This window comes from Acinetobacter sp. WU_MDCI_Abxd143, from assembly GCF_025514195.1.
Taxonomy (GTDB): domain Bacteria; phylum Pseudomonadota; class Gammaproteobacteria; order Pseudomonadales; family Moraxellaceae; genus Acinetobacter; species Acinetobacter pittii_H.
This window is the reverse complement of record NZ_JAHPTH010000001.1, coordinates 783,402-808,902: the sequence shown is the minus strand read 5'-3', so window position 1 is coordinate 808,902 and position 25,501 is coordinate 783,402. Positions and strand designations below refer to the sequence as shown.

At 38.8% G+C, this 25,501-nt stretch carries 20 protein-coding genes; 15 read left to right on the top strand and 5 right to left on the bottom strand.

Features of this window, described 5'->3' with window-relative positions; genetic code table 11:
* The first annotated feature begins 7 nt into the window (after positions 1–7).
* The 4 genes from hemL to rapA all read left to right on the top strand — a co-directional run bounded on the left by hemL (position 8) and on the right by rapA (position 5,826).
* A complete protein-coding gene (gene hemL / locus KTI79_RS03770; protein ID WP_032053121.1) occupies positions 8–1,306 on the top strand; it encodes a glutamate-1-semialdehyde 2,1-aminomutase in 1,299 nt (432 codons plus the stop codon).
* A 62-nt stretch (positions 1,307–1,368) separates the two neighbouring features.
* Complete coding sequence (locus tag KTI79_RS03765) at positions 1,369–2,073, top strand: phosphopantetheine-binding protein (RefSeq protein WP_032053123.1); 705 nt, start codon at positions 1,369–1,371, stop codon at positions 2,071–2,073.
* Between the two features lie 132 nt (positions 2,074–2,205).
* A complete protein-coding gene (locus KTI79_RS03760; protein WP_005307342.1) occupies positions 2,206–2,844 on the top strand; it encodes an RluA family pseudouridine synthase in 639 nt (212 codons plus the stop codon).
* A gap of 144 nt (positions 2,845–2,988) precedes the next feature.
* Entirely contained in the window at positions 2,989–5,826 is a 2,838-nt protein-coding gene (gene rapA, locus KTI79_RS03755) for an RNA polymerase-associated protein RapA (RefSeq protein WP_086376142.1), read from the top strand.
* A gap of 57 nt (positions 5,827–5,883) precedes the next feature.
* Here the strand turns inward: rapA and KTI79_RS03750 are convergent, their stop codons facing one another.
* Positions 5,884–6,900 carry an AI-2E family transporter gene (locus tag KTI79_RS03750; RefSeq protein WP_032053127.1) on the bottom strand — a complete coding sequence of 339 codons (1,017 nt, stop codon included), beginning with the start codon at positions 6,898–6,900 and terminating at the stop codon, positions 5,884–5,886.
* Positions 6,901–7,066: 166 nt separating this feature from the next.
* Positions 7,067–7,762: an HTH-type transcriptional repressor FabR gene (fabR, locus tag KTI79_RS03745; protein WP_032053128.1), complete on the bottom strand. Its 696-nt coding sequence runs from the start codon at positions 7,760–7,762 to the stop codon at positions 7,067–7,069.
* A 139-nt stretch (positions 7,763–7,901) separates the two neighbouring features.
* On the opposite strand from fabR, the gene KTI79_RS03740 reads away from it, so the two are divergent.
* Complete coding sequence (locus tag KTI79_RS03740; RefSeq protein WP_032053129.1) at positions 7,902–8,972, top strand: ferredoxin reductase; 1,071 nt, start codon at positions 7,902–7,904, stop codon at positions 8,970–8,972.
* A 12-nt stretch (positions 8,973–8,984) separates the two neighbouring features.
* Positions 8,985–10,079 (top strand): fatty acid desaturase family protein, encoded by a 1,095-nt coding sequence (locus tag KTI79_RS03735; RefSeq protein ID WP_016140345.1) that lies wholly within the window; start codon positions 8,985–8,987, stop codon positions 10,077–10,079.
* Between the two features lie 37 nt (positions 10,080–10,116).
* On the opposite strand, the gene KTI79_RS03730 is transcribed toward KTI79_RS03735, so the two are convergent.
* Positions 10,117–10,581 carry a hotdog fold domain-containing protein gene (locus tag KTI79_RS03730; protein WP_032053130.1) on the bottom strand — a complete coding sequence of 155 codons (465 nt, stop codon included), beginning with the start codon at positions 10,579–10,581 and terminating at the stop codon, positions 10,117–10,119.
* A 118-nt stretch (positions 10,582–10,699) separates the two neighbouring features.
* On the opposite strand from KTI79_RS03730, the gene KTI79_RS03725 reads away from it, so the two are divergent.
* Positions 10,700–11,323, top strand: coding sequence for a TetR/AcrR family transcriptional regulator (locus KTI79_RS03725; RefSeq protein ID WP_032053132.1), 624 nt, complete (start codon positions 10,700–10,702; stop codon positions 11,321–11,323).
* Between the two features lie 59 nt (positions 11,324–11,382).
* Here KTI79_RS03725 and KTI79_RS03720 read toward each other — a convergent pair whose 3' ends face one another.
* Entirely contained in the window at positions 11,383–12,084 is a 702-nt protein-coding gene (locus KTI79_RS03720) for an SIMPL domain-containing protein (protein WP_032053134.1), read from the bottom strand.
* 467 nt (positions 12,085–12,551) lie between these two features.
* Here KTI79_RS03720 and KTI79_RS03715 point away from each other — a divergent pair, with 467 nt between their 5' ends.
* The 3 genes from KTI79_RS03715 to KTI79_RS03705 all read left to right on the top strand — a co-directional run bounded on the left by KTI79_RS03715 (position 12,552) and on the right by KTI79_RS03705 (position 17,176).
* Positions 12,552–13,925 carry a diaminobutyrate--2-oxoglutarate transaminase gene (locus tag KTI79_RS03715; RefSeq protein ID WP_002118718.1) on the top strand — a complete coding sequence of 458 codons (1,374 nt, stop codon included), beginning with the start codon at positions 12,552–12,554 and terminating at the stop codon, positions 13,923–13,925.
* A 2-nt stretch (positions 13,926–13,927) separates the two neighbouring features.
* The gene (locus KTI79_RS03710) at positions 13,928–15,460 is read left to right on the top strand and encodes a pyridoxal phosphate-dependent decarboxylase family protein (protein ID WP_002118849.1); all 1,533 of its coding nucleotides are present in this window, start codon (positions 13,928–13,930) and stop codon (positions 15,458–15,460) included.
* 285 nt (positions 15,461–15,745) lie between these two features.
* Complete coding sequence (locus KTI79_RS03705) at positions 15,746–17,176, top strand: aldehyde dehydrogenase family protein (RefSeq protein WP_032053136.1); 1,431 nt, start codon at positions 15,746–15,748, stop codon at positions 17,174–17,176.
* A gap of 71 nt (positions 17,177–17,247) precedes the next feature.
* On the opposite strand, the gene KTI79_RS03700 is transcribed toward KTI79_RS03705, so the two are convergent.
* A complete protein-coding gene (locus tag KTI79_RS03700; RefSeq protein ID WP_016140351.1) occupies positions 17,248–17,733 on the bottom strand; it encodes an Lrp/AsnC family transcriptional regulator in 486 nt (161 codons plus the stop codon).
* Between the two features lie 134 nt (positions 17,734–17,867).
* On the opposite strand from KTI79_RS03700, the gene KTI79_RS03695 reads away from it, so the two are divergent.
* The 5 genes from KTI79_RS03695 to pstA all read left to right on the top strand — a co-directional run bounded on the left by KTI79_RS03695 (position 17,868) and on the right by pstA (position 25,489).
* Complete coding sequence (locus KTI79_RS03695; RefSeq protein WP_032053138.1) at positions 17,868–19,589, top strand: alpha-keto acid decarboxylase family protein; 1,722 nt, start codon at positions 17,868–17,870, stop codon at positions 19,587–19,589.
* A gap of 140 nt (positions 19,590–19,729) precedes the next feature.
* A complete protein-coding gene (locus KTI79_RS03690; RefSeq protein ID WP_032053140.1) occupies positions 19,730–21,109 on the top strand; it encodes an amino acid permease in 1,380 nt (459 codons plus the stop codon).
* Between the two features lie 475 nt (positions 21,110–21,584).
* On the top strand, positions 21,585–22,616 hold the full coding sequence (locus KTI79_RS03685) for a substrate-binding domain-containing protein (protein ID WP_002118975.1): 1,032 nt from the start codon (positions 21,585–21,587) through the stop codon (positions 22,614–22,616).
* Between the two features lie 99 nt (positions 22,617–22,715).
* The gene (gene pstC, locus KTI79_RS03680) at positions 22,716–24,095 is read left to right on the top strand and encodes a phosphate ABC transporter permease subunit PstC (RefSeq protein ID WP_032053142.1); all 1,380 of its coding nucleotides are present in this window, start codon (positions 22,716–22,718) and stop codon (positions 24,093–24,095) included.
* Positions 24,092–25,489 (top strand): phosphate ABC transporter permease PstA, encoded by a 1,398-nt coding sequence (pstA, locus tag KTI79_RS03675; RefSeq protein WP_032053144.1) that lies wholly within the window; start codon positions 24,092–24,094, stop codon positions 25,487–25,489. Before pstC ends, pstA begins: the two co-directional genes overlap by 4 nt.
* Positions 25,490–25,501: the final 12 nt, after the last annotated feature.

The following is a 25,501-nucleotide window of genomic DNA, read 5'->3' as shown; positions in this document are numbered from 1 at the left end:
CATTTCCATGAGTTTATCTCCAAAGCAAGAACAGTTATTTAAACAAGCCAGCAAACACATTCCAGGTGGTGTGAACTCTCCGGTACGTGCCTTTAATGGCGTTGGAGGAACACCAGTTTTCATCGAGAAAGCAAAAGGTGCTTATTTATGGGATGTGGATGGTAAGCGTTATGTTGACTATGTTGGTTCTTGGGGACCAATGATTTTAGGTCATGCTCATCCAGAGATTATTAAGGCTGTACAAACAGCAGCAGAAGACGGCTTAAGTTTTGGTGCACCAACCGTACACGAAACAACGCTGGCAGATATTATCTGTGAAATCATGCCATCAATTGAATTGGTGCGTATGACTAACTCGGGTACAGAAGCGACCATGACCGCTATTCGTTTAGCGCGTGGTTATACTGGCCGTGACAAAATTGTGAAGTTTGAAGGTTGTTACCACGGCCACTCTGACTCACTTTTAGTAAAAGCAGGTTCAGGTTTACTGACTTTAGGTGAAGGTGAACCGACTTCGAAAGGTGTGCCTGTTGATTTTGCTAAACATACTTTAACGTTACCTTACAACGATATTGCAGCATTAAAAGAATGCTTTGTAAAATTTGGTCATGAAATTGCGGGTGTTATTATTGAGCCTGTCGCGGGTAACATGAATATGGTGAAACCAATTGACGGTTTCTTACAAGCCATTCGCGATATTTGTGATGAATATAAATCTGTATTCATTATTGATGAAGTGATGACAGGCTTTCGTGTTGCTTTAGGTGGCGCACAATCGGTTTATAACGTTAAACCTGATTTAACGACTTTAGGTAAAATTATTGGTGCAGGCCTACCAGTTGGTGCGTTTGGTGGTAAGCGTGAAATCATGGAATGCATCGCACCTTTAGGTGGTGTATACCAAGCAGGTACATTATCTGGTAACCCACTTGCTATGCGTGCTGGTATTGAGATGTTTAAACATTTACGCCAACCTGACTTTTACAGCAAATTATCTGCTCAACTTGAAAAGTTACTGGCAGGCTTACAAGCAGCAGCTGATGAAGCGGGTATTCCATTTAAGACTCAGCAAGCTGGCGCAATGTTCGGTCTTTACTTTACTGACCAAGAAGATATTACAAGCTTTGACTCAATGTTGGCATGTGATATTGAAGCTTTCAAAAAGTTCTTCCATGGCATGTTAAAGCGTGGGGTAAACTTGGCACCTTCAGCATTTGAAGCAGGCTTTATTTCATCTGCACATTCTGATGAAGATATCGAATATACAATTCAGGCTGCAAAAGAAACATTCGCTGAAATGAAGTAAGCAAAAAAGCCCGTGTTAAACGGGCTTTTTAATTTGAGCTATTTTTATGTTTGTAGAGAACAATGTTTTATCCCTTACCTCGAAAAATCCAGTTAGCCGCAAGTACTTCAAATTGGTCAATTGAGTCAGCGCAAAGTATATTGTTATTGGTTGGGCTTAATGAGCTTAAACTACGACCATATTGGTCTGAGCAACCATTGGCGAACCATTTGGAATTGTTAAGTAAGCGCGCTCAATCACTCGAAATTCCAATTATTTTTATTGAGACATCTCTGCTTCAACAAACCATGTTGGAGCTTGGTCAGCGTTTGTCATCAAATACTAAAGCCCAAGTTATGATGGCAGGTGATTTGTCGCCTCTGTTTAAACAAGTCATGCAGCTTGTTTTATCGATTACAGATCAGGTCAGTGTTGTAAATGATGCGATCTTGGCGGCTAATCTAGAGCAGCATATTCAATGGGTTGAAAAGATCAGTTTTGACCATATAAAACATTTAAATACGCAGAGCCTAATACGCTTATGGTCTTTAAGTGCGCCGTCCTCCTATATCTTGTCGGATAAAGGAATTTTATTGGCCATTGCTGAACAGTTAGGGCGACATCCTATGGAGATCCATCCTGAAATTGATTTAAGAAACTACGGACTAGATCAGTCTGCTGTGAATTATTTAGTCGATCTATGGCGTGCAAATGGTGCGAGCTTAAGCGCTGAAGAGATAATGCAAACACCGACATTGCAACATATTATGCAGTTATTGAAGCCTTGACTGACTATAGATCTCAAGTGATCCATAATATTTGCAAATTCTGCTGTTAATTTACCCGAACGGCATTGTAATTCGGACGTAAGCTTTTTATTATTGCCCGCTTGTTTTTCATCTTACCTTGGGAATACAACTTTGAGTGATTTTCTAAGTGAACATCTGATCTATCGTGATGATGATTTTATGGTGATTCATAAACCTTCGGACATCTTGAGTGTTCCTGGTAAGGGTGATTTACATGATAGCGTTTTGACAAGGTTGGTTGCGATTGAACCTAAAACTTTGCTCATTCATCGTCTAGACCGAGATACTTCAGGTATTTTAGTATTTGGTTTATCCAAACGTGGTCAAAGTGCGATTGCACGTCAATTTCAAGATCGTCAGACTTCAAAAATATATGAAGCGCTTGTCGCAGGTCATTTAGAGGGTGAAGGGACTGTAGATATTCCTGTCATCTATGACCCAAGCCGACCACCTTTACATATTGTCGACGCTTCTCACAACAAGCCTGCTTTAACACATTGGCAGGCCATAGAACATTTTCAGATTCAGGGACAGCCTGTAACTCGTGTCAAATTAACACCAATTACGGGTCGATCTCATCAACTCCGTGTACACATGCAATATCTTGGGCATCCAATTGTAGGTGACACGCTGTATGCAACACCGGAGCAACAACTTGTTCCGCGTTTATGTTTGCATGCCAAACAGTTAAGTTTTAATCATCCTGTCACAGCAGAAACATTAACTTTTGACTGTCCTGTACCGTTTTAATGTAAAAATTTTAATGCGTGATTTTTTGTAGCAAAGCGATTTAATTGGTTTTTGCTTCAAAATTTTGCTTTAAAGACTACATAAAAAGATGCAAAAATAAGCTAATTTGCATCGTACAATATGTAGTGCGAACTTGAGAGAAAGGTGGAAAAATTGCAGCAGTATGCTATTGGTCAACGTTGGCTATCAGACACAGAAACTGAGCTCGGTTTAGGTGTTCTTATTGATGTAGATGAAAGATCTGTCAGCATTTTATTCCCCAAAAGTGATGAGACACGTGTATATGCACGTAATAATGCTCCACTATCTCGTATCATCTTCAATACGAATGATGAAGTTCAAGATCAAGAAGGCCAGAAGTGGATCGTTGAGTCTGTTGAAGATCGTCATGGCGTTTTGCGTTACAACGTTGTTCGTACTTTAGAAAATGGCGAGCAAGAGCGTAAAGCACTCAATGAAACTCGTATTGGTGCGCAAATTCAATTATCTAAACCTTTAGATCGTTTGCTTGCAAGTCAAGTTGACTATAAAGAGTGGTATGACCTGCGTATTGAAGCGATGTTGATGCAAGCACAAATGCAGACCAGTCCTCTACGTGGGATGATCGGTGCACGTGTTGGCCTGATCCCTCATCAGCTTTATATCGCACATGAAGTTGGTAAACGTTTTGCTCCTCGTGTTTTACTTGCCGATGAAGTTGGTTTAGGTAAAACAATTGAAGCTGGTTTAATTATCCACCAACAGCTTAAAACTGGTCGTTCAGAACGAATTCTGATTTTAGTCCCTGATTCTCTTCAGTATCAGTGGATGATCGAAATGCGTCGCCGTTTTAACTTGCAATTCTCTCTGTTTGATTTAACGCGTACTGCATCTATTAAAGAACATGATCCAGAGCTTAACCCGTTCTTGACTGAGCAATGCATTATTGCCAGCGTTGACTTAATGGTTGACCATGATGATTTGCGTGAGCAAGCCATAGAAGCTGGTTTTGATTTGCTCGTAGTCGATGAAGCACATCATTTGATGTGGAGCGAAGAAGAAGGCGGTAATGATCGCTACGATTTAATTGAAGAGCTCGCTGAAAATACAGCAGGGGTACTATTACTCACTGCAACACCTGAACAATTAGGTGTAGAAAGTCATTTCGCTCGCTTACGCTTACTTGATCCACAGCGTTTTAGTAGTTTAGAGCGTTTCTTAGATGAAGAAACTCAGTACCAGCAGACTGCAAAAATTGCTGAAGTACTGATGTCGGATCAAGCTTTAACCCCAGAGCATTTATCTGCTTTAGAAGGTTTGTTAGGTCACACTATTGAAGACCAGCCTGACCAACGCTTTAGAGCAATTCATGAATTATTAGACCGTCATGGTACTGGACGTATTTTATTCCGTAATACACGTGAAGCGATTCAGGGCTTCCCGGGGCGTGATTGTCAGCCAGCACCATTACCAGCACCAGAAGATTGGTCAAAAGATGGCAAACTGCGTGAACAAATGTGGCCTGAAGAAGCACAGATTGATGGTTCATGGATGCAAAATGATCCGCGTGTGCCATGGTTAATGGAAATTTTACGCAAAGATCTTAAGCATAAAAAAGTGCTTTTAATCGCGCGTAGCGGACCAGTGGTTGAGTCTTTAGAAAATGTATTGCGTTTGCATGCAGGTATTCGTACTGCAATGTTCCATGAAGGCATGAGTTTACTTGAACGTGACCAAGCTGCTGCTTATTTTGCTGAAGAAAGCTATGGCGCGCAGATTTTACTGTGTTCAGAAATTGGTTCGGAAGGCCGTAATTTCCAATTTGCCAGTGATCTAATTTTATTTGATCTACCAGCTAACCCAGATGTTTTAGAACAACGTATTGGCCGTCTAGACCGTATTGGTCAAGAAAACCGTATCCAAATTCATGTGCCATACCTTGTGGGAACAGCTCAAGAGCGTATGTTCCGTTGGTATAACGAAGCACTGAATATTTTCAGCAATATTTCTCCAACAGCGCAAACGCTGCAAGAGAATTTTATTGTTGAATTAAAAGACTGCTTACTTGCAGACCAAGGTCAAACATTTGAAGATTTGCTTGAAGAGGTGAATGTTCAACGTCAAGCCTTAGAAGCTGAACTTCAAGCTGGCCGAGACCGTTTACTTGAATATAATTCATGTCGCCCTATCGTGGCACAAGAAATTGTTCAGGCCCTTGAAGACTATGATGACAATACTACGCTACCAATGTTTGTGAAGCGTTTCATGTCATCAACCAATATCGACTTTGATGAGCAAAGTAATGGTACGGTGATTATTAAACCAACCGACCAAATGCAAGTGCAAGGTTTGGCTTTAGACGAAGAAGGTATGACCGCAACGTTCTATCGCGATCAAGCTCAGCTTCGTGAAGATGCTCAATATTTAACTTTAGAGCATCCGTTCATTGAAAGTGTTATGGAAATGATCCGTACACAATCATTTGGTAGTACCAATGTTGCTGTACTTAAATCTAATGCTTTAAAGCAGGGTTCGGTATTAATTGAAGTCTGGTTTAAAGTAGATGTTGTTGCACCGAAGTCACTGAACTTGCCATCAAGCTTACCGAAGCAGCTTATCCGTGTATTATTAAGTGAAAATGGTCAGGACTTATCTGAAAAGATTGATCCAACAATTTTAAAACCTTATTTGCACCATTTAGATGGCAATAGCTGCCGTCAAGTAGTTAAAGCTCGCCGTGATATCATTGAGCAGCGCTATAAACAAGCGTTAGAGATTGCGAAAGTTGATTTACCGCAGCTTCAGCAACAAGCAAAAGAACATTATGGCAATAAATGGCAATATGAAATTGACCGTTTAACTTATCTCAAACAGTTCAACCCAAGTATTCGTCAAGACGAAATTGAACGTTTACAGAAACTGCAAAAAGAAGGCTTGAGCTTACTTGATGGTTTAACTGTTACACCAGAAGCAATTCAAGTGTTAGTTGTGGTTAAGCCGTAACTTACCCAAAATAAAAAAAGCGCCGAGAGGGCGCTTTTTTTATACATCGATTTTGAGTTAGATAAGACCAGCGTCTTTTAATTCTAGCTTTAAATAAGCATAAAAAATTGGAGCTGCGATTAAACCACCTAAGCCAAAAATTGACTCAAATACTAGCATTGCTAATAAAATCTCCCATGCATTTGCATTGATTTTATGCCCAATAATTTTAGCATTAATAAAATATTCAAGTTTATGAACCAAAACGAGATAAAGTAATGCTGCTCCTGCTAGTCCTAGAGAAATTGTAAGAGCTGCAATAAATGTTAAAGTGTTTGAAAGTAGATTCCCTAAAATTGGAATGAGTCCAAACATAAAAGTCAAAATAGTTAAAGTTTTGGCAAAAGGAAGGTGAACTCCCCAAAGCGGCAATAAAATAAAGGCGAATAAGATAAAGAGCAGTGTGTTAATTGCTGAAATTTTTATTTGTGCGAAAACAACATTTTTAAATGAAATTGATAGTTTTTGAATACGTTGGATAAGCAGTGACTTAAAAACAGGCTGAGGCGTACGGCGATGAAAACCATGTATCGCCACTAAAATACCAATAATTAATCCCATGACCATAGTCACGAAGTTATGCAAAATATCGGAACTGGTATTTTTTAATGTGGTCACGTTATCTTTCATAAAAGCAAAGATTTCGTCTTTTAGATCTGTCACGCTATCGGGAATATAGCCTGGAAGATATTTTCCGATCTCTGCCTGCAAATGAAGTAGGGTTTGGTCAACTTTGCCATTAATACTATGTAAACCTACACCTTTTAGATCGTGTACAACAAAACTAATCAGGCTCGTAATGAAAAAACCAATAAGCGAAATGGTAACAATACTAAGTAAAATACTAATAAAAATACGGGCTCTTTGGCCATCAATATAACGTTCTACAACTGAACTTAAGCTAATAATAATTTCATAAATGAGAAAGCCTGCAAAAAAACTTGCTAATAGATGTAAGGGGATAACCGAAAGCAAAAAGATGCCCATAAGAATGTAGCTTGCAATCAGACTTTGACGATTATTCAAATTTTGCATGTGGATCCCTGAGATCGTTGGGAATATAGGAGAAAGCGCAAACGGAAAGATTATTTATACTCTGGCAAGCTATTCGCTTCAATTGGTGAATTATATTTTTATTGGAAAATAGAGGAGTTAGATTTAAAAATGGCCTGTTAATTAACAAGCCATCTATAAGATAATTTTAGCGAATTTTTGCTTCATCTAAATGACGTGCGCCTTCTAAAATCATCCGAATCATAATCATGGTTTGTTCAGCCACTTCTGCACGTTGATTCATTGGTAAATCAATGACTTTTGCACCCATGTGAAACACAAGTTGAGTAATTGCTTTTGCAACAAGGTCTGGATGGTAGAGGTGATTGTTATTTAAGCGCTCAAGACGGATTAAATCTTCTTGCAACTCTTGCTGAAAAAAATTGAGTTGACGGTCTACGGCAGCTTTATAAGAAGCTGAACCTGTAAAACTTTCACGGAGCAGTAAACTTAAATTGCCTTCGTCGGCATCAAGCTGTTGAAGAAAAATATCGACCGAACTACGAATAATACTTTCTTGCAAGGAAGCGCGTAGGCGAGCCTGACGGATAATTTTACGTAAAACGATACCTGCACGGTCAATTAAAGAAATAGCTAATTCATCAATATCTTTAAAATGACGATAGAAGCTATTTGGCGCAATTCCTGCTTCTCGAGCTACTTCACGTAAACTCAATGAAGCAATACTTTTTTGTGGGCCAATCAGGTTTAAAGCGGCCTGAAAAAGTTCTTCTTTAGTAATTGTCGCTTTTCTTCCCACAGAACGCGTAGCTGTTTTAATTTCAATGACATCTTGTTGTTGAGGTGTGTCATTCAGGTTCTGAGAAAGTGAAGATTGGGTCATGCTGTTCAATATATTTGTAAACTCTTAGGATTATAGCCTTAGAAGCTGAACTTGTGAAATTGTAATTAAAAGTACGTGTGTATATACAAATATATATACATGTGTATAATAATTAAAAAAGAGCGACAGAGCCTCAGTTATGCAAGCAATCGAAAAGAGAAATTCTCTATTCAATTCATTGACACAAGCCATCTTTGATAAAGAAATGGCTAATTTCTGGCTACAAAAAGTTAATCCTTTATGGTCTGTAAAACATGGCCTTGTTCAAATTGTAAAAAAAGAATTTGTCGCTCACGACATGGTGAGCTTGACGCTAAAATGTAACCGCTTAGTGAAAATGGGCGTTGCAGGCCAGCATCATCCTGTAATTGTAGAAATTGCCGGTCGTCGCTATGAACGTACTTATAGTTTGACGCAAATTGATGCGCAGCACTTACGTTTAACCGTAAAAAAAGTTGCAGACGGTATTGTTAGTAACTGGTTTATTTCTGAAAGCAAAATCGGTGATGTTTTTGAGCTTGGTCAACCTTATGGTGACATGCAACAAAACATCAAAACACCGAATTTAATTATGTTGGCTGCGGGTAGTGGTATTACCCCAATGTTGAGCCTAATTACTGCGATTAAACAAAGCCAGCAGTTAGATAAAGTTCAGGTACAACTTTTATATTGGGTGAAACAACGTTCAGATGCAGCTTTTGTTGAATACTTTGAAAAAGTTGCGCAGCAATATCCGAACTTTAATTATCAGGTTTTCTATACACAAGAAACCCCAAATGATGAACGTTTAAATGCAGAGCATTTAGCATTAGTTGATGATGTAGAAAACAGCACAATTTATGCGTGTGGTCCTTCTGGTTTTGTGGCGACTGTTGAGCAGTTATTTGAAAACGCTCCAGCCGTTTTAACAGAAGCATTTAGCTTAACAAATGAAAGCTCTGCTGATGATATTGGTTATGTGAATGTCACATTAACCCAGTCTAATAAGGTGATTGCAATTCCTAAAGGCCAATCAATTTTGGTCAGCCTTGAACATGAAGGTCTTAAACCAAATCATGGTTGCCGTATGGGAATTTGTAATAAATGTGTTTGTAGTAAAACACAAGGTTCAACACGTAATTTACTCAACGGTAGTGAAAATACTGAACCAAGCCAATTACTCAAAATTTGTGTGAACTCAGCACAATCCGATCTAGTTATTGATCTTTAAGAGAGACCTCTTATGAATATGCCAGTGAAAGTCGAATATTTTAAAAATCCTAAAAATCGTGATTTGACTCCAGCAGAACTTGATGCATTTGCAAAAGAGCTTGATCAGATCAAACAAGAAGTATTGGATGATTTGGGTGAGAAAGACGCTAAATATATCCGCCGTGTTTATGCTGCGATTCGTTATAGTAGCTTTTTAGGTCGTGCATGTTTGTTTGCAGGTTGGTTCCCACCAGCGTGGATTTTAGGAACTGGTCTATTAGGCTTCTCTAAAATTATGGAGAACATGGAACTCGGTCATAACGTGATGCACGGTCAATATGACTGGATGAACGATCCTAAATTTAATGGTCAAACTTACGAGTGGGATACTGTCGGTACTTCTGATAACTGGCGCCAAACTCATAACTATAAACATCACACCTATACCAACATTAAAGGTATTGATGATGATATTGGTTACGGTTTACTTCGTTTATTCCCAGAGCAACGCTGGAAGCCAGGTTTCTTACTTCAACCTGTTTATAGCATCCCATTTTGTTTATTGTTCCAATGGGGCGTAGCTATTCAGAATCTTGAAATTGGACGTGTCCTTTATAAACGTAAAAGCATGGCAAAATTCTTGGAAGAGTTAAAACCAGTTAATAAAAAGATTGGTACCCAGCTTTTCAAAGATTACGTTTTCTTTCCTTTAATTGCAGGTCCAGCAGCGTTACCTGTATTTACTGGTAACTTAGTTGCTAATGGTCTTCGTAATATCTGGACATTTACAATTATTTTCTGTGGTCATTTTACAAAAGATGCAGAAGTATTTCCAAAGTCGGTTTTACAAGAAGAGAGCCGTGGTCACTGGTATATGCGCCAGATTCGTGGTTCTTCAAACTTGAAAGGTTCAGAAGCATTACATATTTTAAGTGGACATTTGAGCCATCAGATTGAGCACCATTTATTCCCAGATATTCCAGCGCGTCGTTATCGCCAAATGGCTCCAAAAGTGGAAGCTGTATGTAAAAAATATGGTCTAAATTATAACAACGCAAGTCTGGCTAAACAGTTTGGACAGGTGGTAGGCCGTATCTTTAAATATGCTTTACCTTTTAAAAAATAAGTCAAAAAAAAGCCCTGATGAGTTCAGGGCTTTTTTATTATTTCTTTTTAGAAACCCACATGGTAATCGTAGCCTGAAAAACTTTATCTTTTTGAGCATCATAGACTTCTACATTCACTAAATATTCTCCGGCTTTTTCCCAGTCATAATTTTTTTCTACAGGCGTTGCAACTGCAATGAGGTCTGTTTCTGCCTTTTTTAAATATTCGACCGTCATACCTTTAGGAATCCAGCGATGTGTAGAAGGCACAGTAACTTCTGTCATTGTGCCACCTGCGAGCTCAGCCATATTACACATCGCAATCGCATGAACTGTTCCAATATGATTGAGAACTGAACGTTTTTTCTTAATGGTGATTTCACAATAGTTGGGTTTTAACTCGAAAAAGAGCGGGGAAATACTGCCGAAATACGGTGCTTTTAAACATAGCATGCGTGAGAAAGTCCATTTTCCTTTCGGAAAAGTAGACACTTTGTTCCAAAGTTCTAAAGTGGTTGCCATGATTTAAGACTCCATATAGTAAAAAACAGAATTATGTTCTGTTAAAGAATATAATTCTGTTTACAAAAGCGAGTCAAGTCATTCAGAATATCTCCGATAACTGGTTGGGGAACAAAGAATGCAATCTGCACAAGAGTTATTAGAACGGTTATATCCAGGCAGAAGAGCTGCTTTAAAGAGACAGATTTTGTTAGATGCCTTGTCTTGTTTCTTGGAAAATGGAATTGAAACCACAAGTATTGAGATGATTCGTTTAAAATCTGACAGTAGTGTAGGGGCTATTTATCACCACTTTAAAAATAAAGAAGGAATCGTTGCGACTTTATTCTTTGCTGCTTTAGATGACCAAGCGGCGTTAAGAGATGACTATCTGGAAGGCGCAAAATCCCTTCAAGACGTTTTATATGCTTTTATTCATAGTTATATTGATTGGGTAAGTGAACAACCTGAGTTTGCTAAATTTTTAATATCTGCTCGTTTTAGTGTGATGCAGGGTGAGGATCAAGAGCGTCTTGTTCAAAAAAATAAATTAAGAAATCAGAAAATCTTTAGTGAAATTTCAAAGTATGCTGAGGCCGGATTTTTAAAAGCTATACCTCATGAGTTATTACTCTCATTAGTCATTGGATCAACAGAAAATTATTGCCGTGCATGGTTATCACAACGAGTTACCTCAAATCCTAAAGTTTATAAATATATTTTGGCGAAAGCCGCGTGGGATTCTTTGCAAAATTTGAGTTAAATATTTTGTTCTACCCATAAAAAAGCCGCATCTTTCATGCGGCTTTTTTGATGAAAAAATTATTTAAATTGAATTGAACCGTTTGCATTTACAGTAATTTTAGACTCACCAGCTGCCATGTCTTGAGCTGGAGCCGCTTCAGCAGCAGCGAATTTAGCCATGCTGGTACGCATTACAGGTTGTGGGAAATAGTTGTTGGTATTTAAGTTCAGATTAACCAATGTATATTGGTTTTTATTCCATGCTTGAGTCAACATTTGAGCGCGTTGTTGAAAGTTTTTAGATGCTTCTACCATCAACTCATTTTCAACTTTTTTACGTTGTTCGTCAGAAACTGTAAAATTAATCGATTGAGTTTGGAAGTTTTGCTGTAATTCGTTTACTAACTGGCTAGCAGCTTTAAAGTCTTTACTTTCAAGACGGATTTCAGCGCGGCCACGCCATTCTTTTAACTTATTGCTATCGTTATCGTAAATTGGATAAGTGCTCTGAGCCCCAGTTTCCACTTTTACTTGAGGATATTTACGAGAAATATTAAGCGCTTGATTCATCAATTGATTAATTTGATTTGAAAGTTCGGCTGGTTGTTTGTTACTTTTTTCAATATATAAAGTTGCATGCATTTCATCGTTTGAAACTTGGCGAGAAGCTTCAGCTTGTACATTCACAATATTGTAGTTCAAAGCATTATCATCCTGAGCAAAAACTAAAGGGCTAAGGAGGGAACCTAAAAGAAGGGTAGAGACGGCTAAAGTACGCATAAATTTTTCCTTTAAAAATTAATATAAATTTAATTTTTTTCATTAAGAAATGTTAAACATAACTTATGCATAACTTTTGCAGATTTTGTGGCGTATTTGTAATATTAAAATCAGGTTTTTTTAAATGTTGGTAAATATAAAGTCCTTAAAAATTAAAAACTTAAAATTAAAGTGTTTCAATGTAACTTAAAAAATCAAAGTAATATAAAAAAAGAATATTTTCTTTAGGTTGTCACATAGTATGATGATAATTCATCATAACTATTGGGATGATACATTTTTTCAATAAGATTAGATGAGTAAAGTACATAAAAGACGTTTTTTTTCTTGTAAAATTAGGTATCATCGCGCTCCTAGTTACAAGATATAAAATAAGTGTCTTTGCTAGTTCTATAAAGCACCGAGTCAAAGGACCAATCGTCACCAGACTTATTTCTTTCTACCCCTATCAGAGATGGTAATCCGATATGAGCGTTACTTCCGTTAACCCTGCCACTAATGCTACTAACGAATATTATTTGACTCGCCAAAGTCAAATGGAATCAAATGTTCGTAGCTATCCACGTAAATTACCGTTAGCGATAGCGAAAGCACAAGGATGCTGGGTTACTGATGTTGAAGGTACACAGTACCTTGATTGTTTAGCTGGGGCAGGTACATTGGCTTTAGGTCATAATCATCCTGCGGTGATTCAAAGTATTCAAGATACATTGGCAAGTGGTTTGCCATTGCATACTTTAGACTTAACCACACCTTTAAAAGATGCATTCACTGAAGCATTGTTAGCATATTTACCTGGTGGTAAAGAAGAATATTGCTTGCAGTTCTGTGGTCCTGCTGGTGCAGACGCAACTGAAGCAGCAATTAAACTTGCTAAGACTTACACTGGCCGTAGTTCAGTGATCAGTTTCTCTGGCGGTTATCATGGTATGACCCATGGTGCGCTTGCTATGACTGGTAACTTAAGTGCAAAAAATGCAGTTAACGGTTTAATGCCAGGCGTACAATTCATGCCATATCCGCATGAATACCGCTGCCCACTTGGTTTAGGTGGTGAAGCTGGTGTTGACGCTTTAACTTACTACTTTGAAAACTTTATTGAAGATGTAGAAAGCGGTGTAACAAAACCGGCTGCTGTTATTCTTGAAGCGATTCAAGGTGAAGGCGGTGTCGTTACAGCTCCAGTAAAATGGTTGCAAAAAATCCGTGAAGTGACTGAAAAGCACAACATCGTTTTAATTTTAGACGAAGTTCAAGCTGGCTTTGCACGTTCAGGCAAAATGTTTGCATTTGAACATGCAGGTATTGAACCTGATGTTGTTGTGATGTCTAAAGCAGTAGGTGGTGGCTTACCACTTGCAGTATTAGGTATTAAACGTAAATTTGATGCTTGGCAACCTGCTGGTCACACGGGTACTTTCCGTGGTAACCAACTTGCTATGGGTACTGGTCTTGTCGTATTAAAAACGATTAGCGAACAAAATCTTGCTCAAAATGCGCAAGAGCGTGGTGACTTCTTACAAGCTGAATTTAAAAAATTAGCTCAAGAATTCCCATGTATCGGTAACGTACGTGGTCGCGGTTTAATGATCGGTGTTGAGATTGTTGACGAGCGTAAACCAGCTGATCGTATTGGTTCACATCCTGCTGATTCACAATTAGCTGCTGCAATTCAAACTGCTTGTTTCAACAATAAATTATTGCTTGAAAAAGGTGGTCGTAACGGTACAGTAATTCGTTTACTTTGCCCGCTTATCATCACTCAAGACGAGTGTGTTGAAGTAGTTGCTCGCTTTAAGAAAGCAATTGCAGAAGCATTGGTTGCAGTACGAGGCGCATAAGTATGGTGGATTTTGCAGAACATCGTAAAGCGTTACTCTGCAATGATGCACAATCCATTGCTGACTATGAGTCAGCAATGGGCGAAGCGGTAAAAGCCGTTTCAGCATGGTTGCAAAATGAAAAGATGTACACTGGTGGTAGTATTAAAGAATTGCGTTCAGCAATTTCTTTCCAACCTTCAAAAGAAGGTATGGGTGTACAAGAATCTCTTCAACGTATGATTGAGCTTTTCTTAAATAAAAGCTTGAAAGTACACCATCCACATTCATTAGCACATTTACACTGCCCAACCATGGTGATGAGCCAGATCGCGGAAGTGTTAATCAATGCAACTAACCAGTCTATGGACTCATGGGATCAAAGCCCTGCAGGTTCATTAATGGAAGTTCAGCTCATTGATTGGTTGCGTCAAAAAGTAGGTTATGGTTCTGGTCAGGCTGGTGTTTTCACTTCTGGCGGTACTCAATCTAACTTGATGGGTGTGTTGCTTGCTCGTGACTGGTGTATCTCGAAAAACTGGAAAGACGAAAATGGTAATCCATGGTCTGTACAGCGTGATGGTATTCCTGCCGATGCAATGAAAAACGTCAAAGTCATCTGTTCTGAAAATGCACATTTCTCTGTGCAAAAGAACATGGCAATGATGGGCATGGGCTTCCAGTCAGTTGTGACTGTTCCTGTGAATGAAAATGCACAGATGGATGTAGATGCTCTCGAAAAAACGATGGCGCATCTTCAGTCTGAAGGTAAAGTTGTTGCTTGTGTCGTTGCGACAGCAGGTACTACTGATGCTGGTGCAATTGACCCATTGAAGAAAATCCGTGAAATTACCAATAAATATGGTTCATGGATGCATATCGATGCGGCATGGGGCGGTGCATTAATTCTGTCAAATGACTATCGTGCAATGCTTGATGGTATTGAGTTGTCTGACTCAATTACTCTCGACTTCCATAAGCATTATTTCCAAAGCATTAGCTGTGGCGCGTTCTTGTTAAAAGATGAAGCGAACTATCGTTTCATGCACTACGAAGCTGAATACTTGAACTCTGCTTATGACGAAGAGCACGGTGTACCAAACCTTGTGTCTAAATCATTACAAACGACTCGTCGTTTTGATGCATTGAAATTGTGGATGACAATCGAATCACTAGGTGAAGACCTTTATGGTTCAATGATTGACCATGGTGTAAAACTTACTCGTGAAGTTGCAGATTACATCAAGGCAACTGATGGTTTAGAACTTTTAGTTGAACCACAGTTTGCTTCGGTATTATTCCGCGTTGTTCCACAAGGCTATCCAGTTGAGTTTATCGATAGCTTGAACCAAAACGTAGCGGACGAATTGTTTGCACGTGGTGAAGCAAATATCGGTGTAACAAAAGTTGGTAATGTACAGTCATTGAAAATGACAACATTAAGCCCTGTTGTGACATTTGAAAACGTTAAAAACCTTTTAGGTCAAGTATTGGCTGAAGCTGACCGCATTAAAGATGCAATTGCTTCTGGTAACTATGTACCACCAATCGACTAATTGAGTTGATAACAAAAAAGCTCGGTTTATTACCGGGCTTTTTTATTGCAGATTGTTTTTATTTGGATTGTGTATGAAGAAAAGAATACATGCACAAATCATGCATATTTTCACAAAACAAAAATAATTATGCATGATTTATGGGGAGCAAATTTCTTATTGTATTGGTATGTCCACAATATTTTTGGTCACATTGATATATCAATATCGTACTTACTTTAATAATCCCGTTTTAGCTGAAAAAAAGTAAGTGGCTGTAATTACAATTAAGACAAGGAAGAACAAATGCAACAAGCGAATATGCTCAATGAATTTAAACTCATTATTGGCGGTCAACTTTGTTCAGGTGAGCAAGGCGAGCTAGAAATTCTTAACCCCGCTACAGGTTTAACTGCTGCACGTTGTGCAAAAGCTTCGGTTGCGCAGGTAAATCAGGCAGTGAGTGCAGCTAAACAAGCATCTAAAGCTTGGCAGCAAGTTTCTCATGATGAACGTAAGTCGATCTTAAACAAGATTGCAGACGGCATTGAAAAGCACGCTGAAATGCTCGCAGAGTTGGTCGTGCTTGAACAAGGTAAGCCACTCGCGCTTGCACAAATGGAAGTGCAGGGCGCAATTGGCTGGACGCGTTACGCGGCTGCTATGGATTTGCCTGTAGAAGTAATTGAAGACAGTGAAACCAAGCGCATTGAACGCCATCGCCAACCATTAGGAGTAGTAGCTTCAATTACTCCTTGGAACTGGCCACTGATGATTGCGGTTTGGCATATCATGCCTGCATTACGTGCGGGCAACGTGGTCATTAGCAAACCTTCTGAATACACACCACTCTCAACTTTGCGTTTATGTGAAATCATTCAGCAAGAAGTTCCTGCTGGCGTAATTTCAATTGTGGTTGGTGCTGGTGAAATTGGTGAAGCATTATCTTCTCATCCAGATGTGCAAAAAGTCGTGTTTACGGGATCAACTCGAACTGGTCAACACATTATGGCTGGTGCAGCTCAGCAGCTAAAACACTTAACTTTAGAGTTGGGTGGTAATGATGCGGGTATCGTATTGCCAGATGCAAATATCGATGAAATTGCAGCTAAGATTTTTAATATGGCTTTCTTAAATGCAGGCCAAACATGCGCGGCGTTAAAACGTCTATATGTGCATGAAAGCCAATATAAAGCTTTATCTCAAAAGTTAGCTGACATTGCCAACGCCCAAGTGGTGGGTGACGGAATGGCGTCTTCTACAACATTTGGTCCAGTACAAAACCAGATGCAATATAACAAAGTGAAAGCTCTTATTGCTGAAGCGATTGAACAAGGTGCAAAAGCACTTTCAGGGCAGCAACAATTACCAGAGCAGGGCTACTTTATTGCACCAACTATTTTGACTGAAGTTTCTGAGTCTTGCCGTGTGGTGCAAGAAGAACAGTTTGGCCCTGTGTTGCCTATTTTAAAATATACAGATATTAACGATGCAATTGCCCGTGCCAATGACAGTGAGTTTGGTTTGGGTGGTTCAATCTGGTCGTCAGATATTAAAGCAGCACAGACTTACGCTAGTCAGCTTCAATGTGGTACTGTTTGGATTAATACCCATGCAGAAGTACTGCCACATGCACCTTTTGGTGGCTGGAAAATGTCTGGTCTAGGTGCTGAGTTTGGTCTGGAAGGCTTGCTTGAAAATACAATTGGGCAAACAGTTCATATTAGTAAAGTCTAAATATTAATTTTAAGGCGGATTTAATATCCGCCTTTTTATTTTAACTTTTAAGCGTGAAATGCTTAGTTTACTTATTGGGAGTGATGATAGCTCATGCTTTTTGGTTTGATTAAAAAATGATTCTGTTCTTTAATTTTTTTAAGAACAATGTAAGACTTTATATGACCAATAAAATTATAAGAAAGTAATCTTTCAGTCACAAATTGAGAGAGCTGTTCTAAGTTTTCAGCAACGACTTTTAAAATAAAATCTGCATCACCACTAATTGAAAATGCATCTTGAATGTTATCTTCAGCTTCAATCAGTTCCTGAAAAGCCTGCTGTGATTTTGCTTCGTGTGTCCTTAAATTAATATGAATCATCGCTGTAACTTCCAGCCCTAGTGCTTGTTGTTGGATACGTGCGGAGTAACCTAAAATTATGCCTTTTTGCTCAAGTAACTGTCTTCGTCTTGAGCATTGGGAAGCTGATAAACCAATTAAATCTCCAATTTCCTGATTAGTGAGCCGTCCATTCTTTTGTAGTGCCTGAATGATTTGCCAGTCGAACTTATCCATTGCATAAAATCCTTTTATGATACACAAATCATGTATTTTTATTAAAATGCGTTTTCATTATGCACGAAATCTAAAAGATAGATGAAATATTATTTTTCTATGGAATAAAAATTGGTCTCAAAGGATATAGAGCAATGTTCATAGAAATCGGTGACTTTTTAAATCTTCGTTTAAAACAAATGGGTATCCAACATCTTTTTGGTGTACCTGGTGATTTTAACCTCTCATATCTAGAACAAGTTGAAGCAGACCCACAACTCGAATTTATTGGAAATTGTAATGAATTAAATGCTGCCTATGCAGCAGACGGTTATGCACGAATTAACGGTTTTTCTGCCTTGGCAACCACTTATGGTGTAGGTGACTTAAGTGCGATTAATGGTATTGCAGGTGCCTATGCAGAAAATGTACCTCTTATTCATATCTCAGGTATTCCACCTTTACATGCAGTTCAAAAGGGCACTCTCATACACCATACGTTAGTTGATGGTAACTACGACAATATTATGAACTGTATGAAAGAGTTCACAGTTGCCCAAACTCGTTTAACTCCTGCAAATGCAGCTTCTGAAATTGACCGTGTATTACGTCAGTGTTTCCTTGAACGCCGTCCTGTACATATCCAACTACCTGGTGATATTACTCACGTTAAGATTGAAGTGTCTGAGCGTCCGCTCGACTTAAGCTACCCAGCTGTTGAACCTGAATTATTACAAACTGTGGTGAGCAAACTCTGTGACATTATTGAGAATGCTCAAAGCCCAGCACTTCTTATTGATAATGAAGCTTCGGTTTTTGGGGTAACTTCACTTTTAAATGATTTGTCTCAAAAATGCTCAATTCCATTTGCAGGTATGAATACTGCAAAAAATATTATGGATGAAGGTTCACCTCGCTACATTGGCACTTATGTGGGTGGGGCAAGCCAACCGCATGTGAAAAATATCATTGAACAATCCGACTGCTTAATTGGTATTGGCGCACGCTTTACCGATGTAGGCTCAGCTGTATTTACTCATCAAATTGAGACCAAAAACTACATCGAAATTAAATCTTATGGTCTGAACATTTTTGGTCAGGATTTTCCGGGTATTGAAATTGGTCAGTTACTCGTTGAGCTAAATAAAAAAGTTGCGCCACGTAAATCGACAACACCTCTTCTCGAAAAACAACCGCCGAAAGTAATGGAAGCCCCAGCTCAACAAAAGTTAAGCCAAGATGTGCTTTGGAACTACATTTCAGGGTTCTTAAAAGAAGATGATGTAATTATTGGTGAAGTGGGAACATCAAACTCTGCTTTGTCAGGTATCAAACTTCCTGCTACAGCTAAATATATTGCTCAGCCGCTTTGGGGTTCTATTGGTTACACCTTACCGGCTTTACTTGGTAGTTTGTTAGCAGCACCTGAACGTCGTCAAATTTTATTTATTGGTGATGGTTCGTTCCAGCTTACGGTACAAGAACTCTCTACGATTATCCGTCACGGTTTAAAACCAATCATTTTCTTGCTGAACAATGGCGGCTACACCATTGAACGTTTAATTATGGGTGAAAACGCTGCCTATAACGACGTGCAAAACTGGAAATACACTGAAATCCCAGCGGTATTTAACGGTAAAAAAGGCCATACCACTTATGTGGTTGAGACTGCTGGACAGCTGAAGAGCGTTTTAGACAACGTTCAGCAAAATGATCAGTTAACTTTTATTGAATTAAAACTACCAGCAATGGATGCACCAGTAAGTTTGAAAAAATTTGCTTCTGTGATTGCGCGTTTTGATTACGGCGATCGTGGCTACGAAATTTTAAAGGAGCGTTCCCAACCGATTAAATGTAAGGATGCAATCTCTTTTTAAATAGAAGATAGGACACGTCTTCTCAAAAATTAAATGGACTCATATTAAAGCTATTTATGTCCGAAGGTCGGTTTCTGATCTTCGGCTATGGTGCTGAATAAAGGTGTACAGGAAGTGACACCAACATTGGAGATAATGTTATGGATGCAAACAATAAGCACGAGTTAAAACAAGGCTTATCCAATCGGCATATTCAACTCATCGCACTCGGAGGGGCGATCGGAACAGGGTTATTCTTAGGTCTATCACAAACAATTAAACTGGCAGGTCCTTCAATTTTATTGGGATATGCAATTGCAGGCGTGATTGCCTTTTTGATTATGCGTCATTTAGGTGAAATGGTTGTTGAAGAACCGGTCAGTGGTTCTTTTAGTTATTTTGCGAACAAATACTGGGGCAAAATGGCGGGTTTTATGTCTGGCTGGAACTACTGGGTATTATATGTACTGGTGAGTATGGCCGAACTGAGTGCGATTGGTACTTTTATTCAGTTTTGGTGGCCTGAAATTCCGACATGGCTGACTGCTTTATTTTTCTTTATTTTAATTAACGGCATTAACTTGGTAAATGTTCGCTTTTTTGGGGAATCCGAGTTCTTATTTTCCTGCATTAAAATTGTTGCGATATTAAGCATGATTGGCTTTGGTGCTTATCTATTATTTTCAGGTTCAGCAGGTCCGCAAGCAGGTATTGCAAATTTATGGCAACACGGTGGTTTCTTCCCGCATGGGATTCACGGTTTTGTCATGGCTTTGGCTGTCATTATGTTTGCATTTGGTGGTTTGGAATTAATTGGTATTGCTGCGGCTGAAACAAAAAAACCTGAAACCACTATTCCAAAAGCAGTAAATCAGATTGTTTACCGCATCTTGATTTTTTATATCGGTGCGATCGGTATTCTTTTATGTCTTTATCCATGGAATATGGTGGCAGAAGGCGGTAGTCCATTTGTCATGATTTTCCAATCACTCAATAGTAATGGTGTTGCGAACGTTCTAAACTTTGTGGTCTTGATTGCTGCTATTTCGGTTTATAACAGTTGTATCTATTGTAATAGTCGTATGTTGCATGGTTTGGCAGAGCAGGGTAATGCTCCGGCAATTTTGAAAAAAGTAAACAGCCGCGGTATTCCAGTTCCAGCAGCAGTTGTTTCTGCATCTATTACAGCAATATGTGTGGTCGTAAATTATCTGATTCCTGGTCAAGCTTTTCAGCTCTTTATGATGTTGGTTGTCGCAGCGCTTGTCATTAACTGGCTTATGATTTCGGTCACACATTTGAAATTTACTAAAGCGATGAAATTGCAAAAACGTCAGACTAAATTTCAAAGTATTCTTAGCCCATGGAGTAACTATTTAACCATTAGCTTTGTATGCTTTATTCTTATTATTATGGCGTTTACACCAGATATGAGGTTGGCTGTTATTTTAGGGCCAATCTGGCTTGCTGTTTTAGCGGTGATGTATTTCTTAAAATATCGCAAAAAAATGGTAGTGATGCCAGAAGTACAATCGAATTGATCGTCTAAATTGACAATGATATTGCGGTTACCAACCTTAAGATGGGTAACCCTTTATCTTTTGTCATATTATTTTAATGTTACAAAGAAAATAATTATTTTTAGAAATTTTTAATCATATTTTTAAAAATAGAAAATATTTAAATCATAAAATTAAGAACATCGTAAATTAGCGGATTTTAATATATTTATAATAACTTTGATTTTTATAATTTATAAATAACTATATTTTATATTTTTAATAATTGTCATAATAAATACGATGACCTTCTGTAAAATAGGCGAGAAGTTTGAATTAAATAACTGATAATAAATAAAAATAATAATGTGACAGTTAACATTATAAAAATCATTAAAGCGTCATCATACTGTAACTTAATTGTCATATTTTCTATTCACAATGCAGCTATCGAAGAGCGTACAAGCACTCAACAAAAAGTGACGTACAACCTATTGCATTAATGAGAGAGAACAGAATGCGCTTAAATCCACGTCAAATCGCAATTGCGTTAGCAGTAACTGGGGCAGCTGTAACAACGACTGCAAATGCAGCTCGTGATACGATTCAAATTGCTGGTTCTTCAACTGTATTACCGTTTGCCAGCGTTGTAGCTGAAGAGTTCGGTAATACTTTCCCTCAATTTAAAACTCCTGTAGTGGGTTCTGGCGGTTCTTCTGCTGGTTTGAAACAATTCTGTCAAGGTGTTGGCGATAACACAATCGACGTTGCAAACGCTTCTCGTAAAATTAAGAGCACTGAAATTGAAGCTTGTAACAAAGCTGGTGTAAAACAAATTCAAGAAATCAAAATCGGTTACGACGGTATTGTATTTGCGTCTAACTCACACAAAGCAGCTTATAAATTAAAACCTTACCACGTGTTTGCTGCTTTAGCTGCACAGTTACCTTCAAAAGGTAAATTGGTTCCAAACCCATATACAAACTGGAACCAAATTGATAAAACACTTCCAAATGAGCCGATTACTCTTGTAATTCCTGCATCTAACCACGGTACTCGTGAAGTTTTCCAAGAGAAAATGGTTGAAGCTGGTTGTGAAGCATATGAATACTTCAAGAGCTTAGACAAAGATGCTCAGAAGAAAGCATGTTCTACTTTCCGTAAAGATGGCCGTGTAATCGAAATCGCTGGCGACTATACAGAAACATTGGCTCGCTTAAAGACTTCTCCAAGCGCAGTAGGCGTGTTTGGTTTAAGTTTCTATGACATGAACCGTGACAAGTTACGTGTGGCAACAGTAAACAACGTTGTTCCATCTGAGAAGACAGTATTGAATGGTACATACCCTGTATCTCGTCCATTGTACTTCTACGTGAAAGGTGAACACTTAAAATCAGTTAAAGGCTTACCGCAATATGTAGAATATTTCGTAAGCAAAAAAGCGACTGGTAAAGGTTCTAAAGCTGAGCGTGATGGTTTAATCGCGATGTCTGATGCTGAACGTGCAAAAGTTTTGGCTGACTTTAAAGCAGGTAAAACTGTTAAATAAGTTAGTTTGAATGAAGGCTGGTGATCTTAAGGGTTCATCAGCCTTTTTGTCTAACTTGTTTTTCCAAATTATGACAATTGAGAAAACAGTGGAGAGTACATGAATCTGCTACTTATCGGTGTGTTGTTAGCCCTTGTGGCCATCGCATATCAACTTGGGCTGAGAAAGAGCCGTAACATAGCAGGTAAGGGAAGCAACTCGGCGACATTACATTCTCGTCCTGGTTATTATGGCGCACTGGTTGGTCTTTGGTGCGGTATCCCTGCTTTTTTAATTTTGATCATTTGGAACTTGGTTGAACCAAGTATTTTAAATCATATTATTTTTAATAATATTCCGACCTCTGTAAGTGCATCTCTTGATGAAGCGGGCAGAAGTGTACTGATTGATCGTGTTCAATCAATTGCTTCAGGTTTTGGTGTAAGTGATAAACCAGCTGCTTATGAATTAGCTGCTGCTCAACAGTTTGCAAAATTTCAAACCATTGGCTCTTTTGCCAAATTTGCTGTTGTAATTTGTGCTGCTTTATTGGGGTTGGTTTGGGCAAAGAAAAAAATCAGCCAACAATATCGTGCTCGTAACCAAGTTGAACGTGCCATTAATATTGGTTTGATTTTATGTTCTGGTGTTGCGATTTTGACAACCATCGGTATCGTAATGTCGATGTTTGGCGAAGCAATGCACTTCTTCCGTTTTGTTAGTCCAGTAGACTTTTTCTTTGGTACAGAGTGGAACCCGGGCTTTAGTACTTCTGGTAATGCTGAAGGCAGTTATGGTTTATTACCATTGCTATGGGGTACGCTCATGGTCAGTGGTATCGCTCTACTTGTTGCTGTACCAGTTGGATTAATGATCGCAATTTATTTAGCTGAATATGCTTCACCATGGTTCCGTTCATGGGCGAAACCAACAATTGAAGTCTTAGCTGGTATTCCAACAATTGTTTATGGTGTATTTGCCATGATGATTATTGGACCATTCTTTAAAGCAGCGGGTGCATATGTTGGTTTAGAGATTAATGCGACGAGTGCTTTAACTGCCGGCTTTGTCATGGGGATTATGATTATCCCGTTTGTTTCATCTTTGTCTGATGACATTATTACTCAAGTCCCGCGTGCACTGCGTGATGGCTCTTTAGGACTTGGTGCGACTAAGTCTGAAACAATCCGTCAAGTTGTATTACCGGCAGCTTTACCTGGTATTACAGGTGCTTTCTTATTGGCAGTCTCTCGCGCTGTTGGGGAAACCATGATTGTGGTTTTAGCAGCAGGGAACAGTCCACTTTTACACGCAAATCCATTTGAAGCTGTTTCGACAGTGACAGTAACTATTGTAAAACAGTTGACTGGAGATACAGACTTCTCAAGTCCACAAGCATTGGTTGCATTCGCGCTAGGTTTAACACTATTTGTTATTACCTTGGGATTAAATATTGTAGCACTGTACATTGTGCGTAAATACCGTGAGCAATACGAATGAGTACATCAAATACATCGTCTCCTATGGATCAGAACGTATTTGATCCGAAAACTGCTGCCGAAACACGTGAACGACGTAAACAGGTTATTGAAAAATCTTTGGCTAAACGCCATCGCAAAGAAAAAGCTTTCCGTTTTGCGGGTTTCTCGGCAGTCATTATTGGTCTTGCATTCGTTGCTCTCTTGTTCGGTAGTATTTTGGCAAAAGGTTTACCTGCTTTTTGGCAAACCAGTATGAATGTTCCAATTTACTTTGACCCTAAAGTGATTGATGCAGGCCCAGTACCTGTACGTACTCAAGGTGAAACACCTGCGCATTACCAAGAACGTTATGTCGATTGGCAAACTAAAATGGGTATGGTCGATTGGGATGGCATCATTGTAAATGGAATGATTGCTAAAGATCCTGCACTTGCATCACAACGTGACTACTTGAGTAGTTTATATGCAAGCTCGGAAGCTTATCGCCTACGTGATATGGTTTTTGCAGATCCATCACTCATTGGTAAAAAAGAAAATATTACCTTCTTAGGTGATGCGAACGTCGATGTTTGGTTAAAAGGTAATATTGACCGTTCATTACCAGATGATCAGCAACAACTCGATCCAGAAGTGCGTAAGCTTGCAGATGAATTAAAGGCGAAAGGTGTTCTTGAAAGTACATTTAACTTGAACTTATTTAAGAATCCAGACTCTCGTAGTTCACCAGCAATTAGTGGTCTTGCAGGTGCATTCATGGGTTCATTGTTCATGATGCTAATCGTGATCATCATTGCGATTCCAATCGGTGTTGCCAGCGCAATTTATCTCGAAGAGTTTGCTCCAAAAAATGTTCTTACCGACATTATTGAAGTAAATATTAATAACCTTGCTGCTGTTCCTTCTATCGTATTTGGTTTACTTGGTGCTGCAATCTTCATTGGCTGGATGCATTTGCCTTTATCAGCTCCGCTGGTGGGTGGTTTGGTTTTAAGCTTAATGACACTACCAACAGTGATTATTACCACGCGTGCTTCATTAAAAGCAGTGCCACCTTCTATTCGACAAGCAGCACTTGGTTTGGGAGCTTCTAAGTTCCAAACGATTTTCCATCATGTTTTACCGTTGGCATTACCGGGCATTATGACAGGTGCAATTATTGGGGTTGCCCATGCACTTGGTGAAACCGCACCTTTACTTTTAATCGGGATGAGTGCATTCGTTGCAAGTATTCCAACAACACCATTTGATCAAGCAACTGCTTTACCTGTCCAAGTTTACTTATGGCAAGGTAATGAGTTGCGTAACTTCTTCGAAGGCCGTACTGCCGCTGCGATTATCGTACTACTTGCATTAATGATTGGTTTAAACAGTCTTGCAATTTGGTTACGTAAAAAATTCGAAGTGCGTTGGTAATAGAGGATAAAT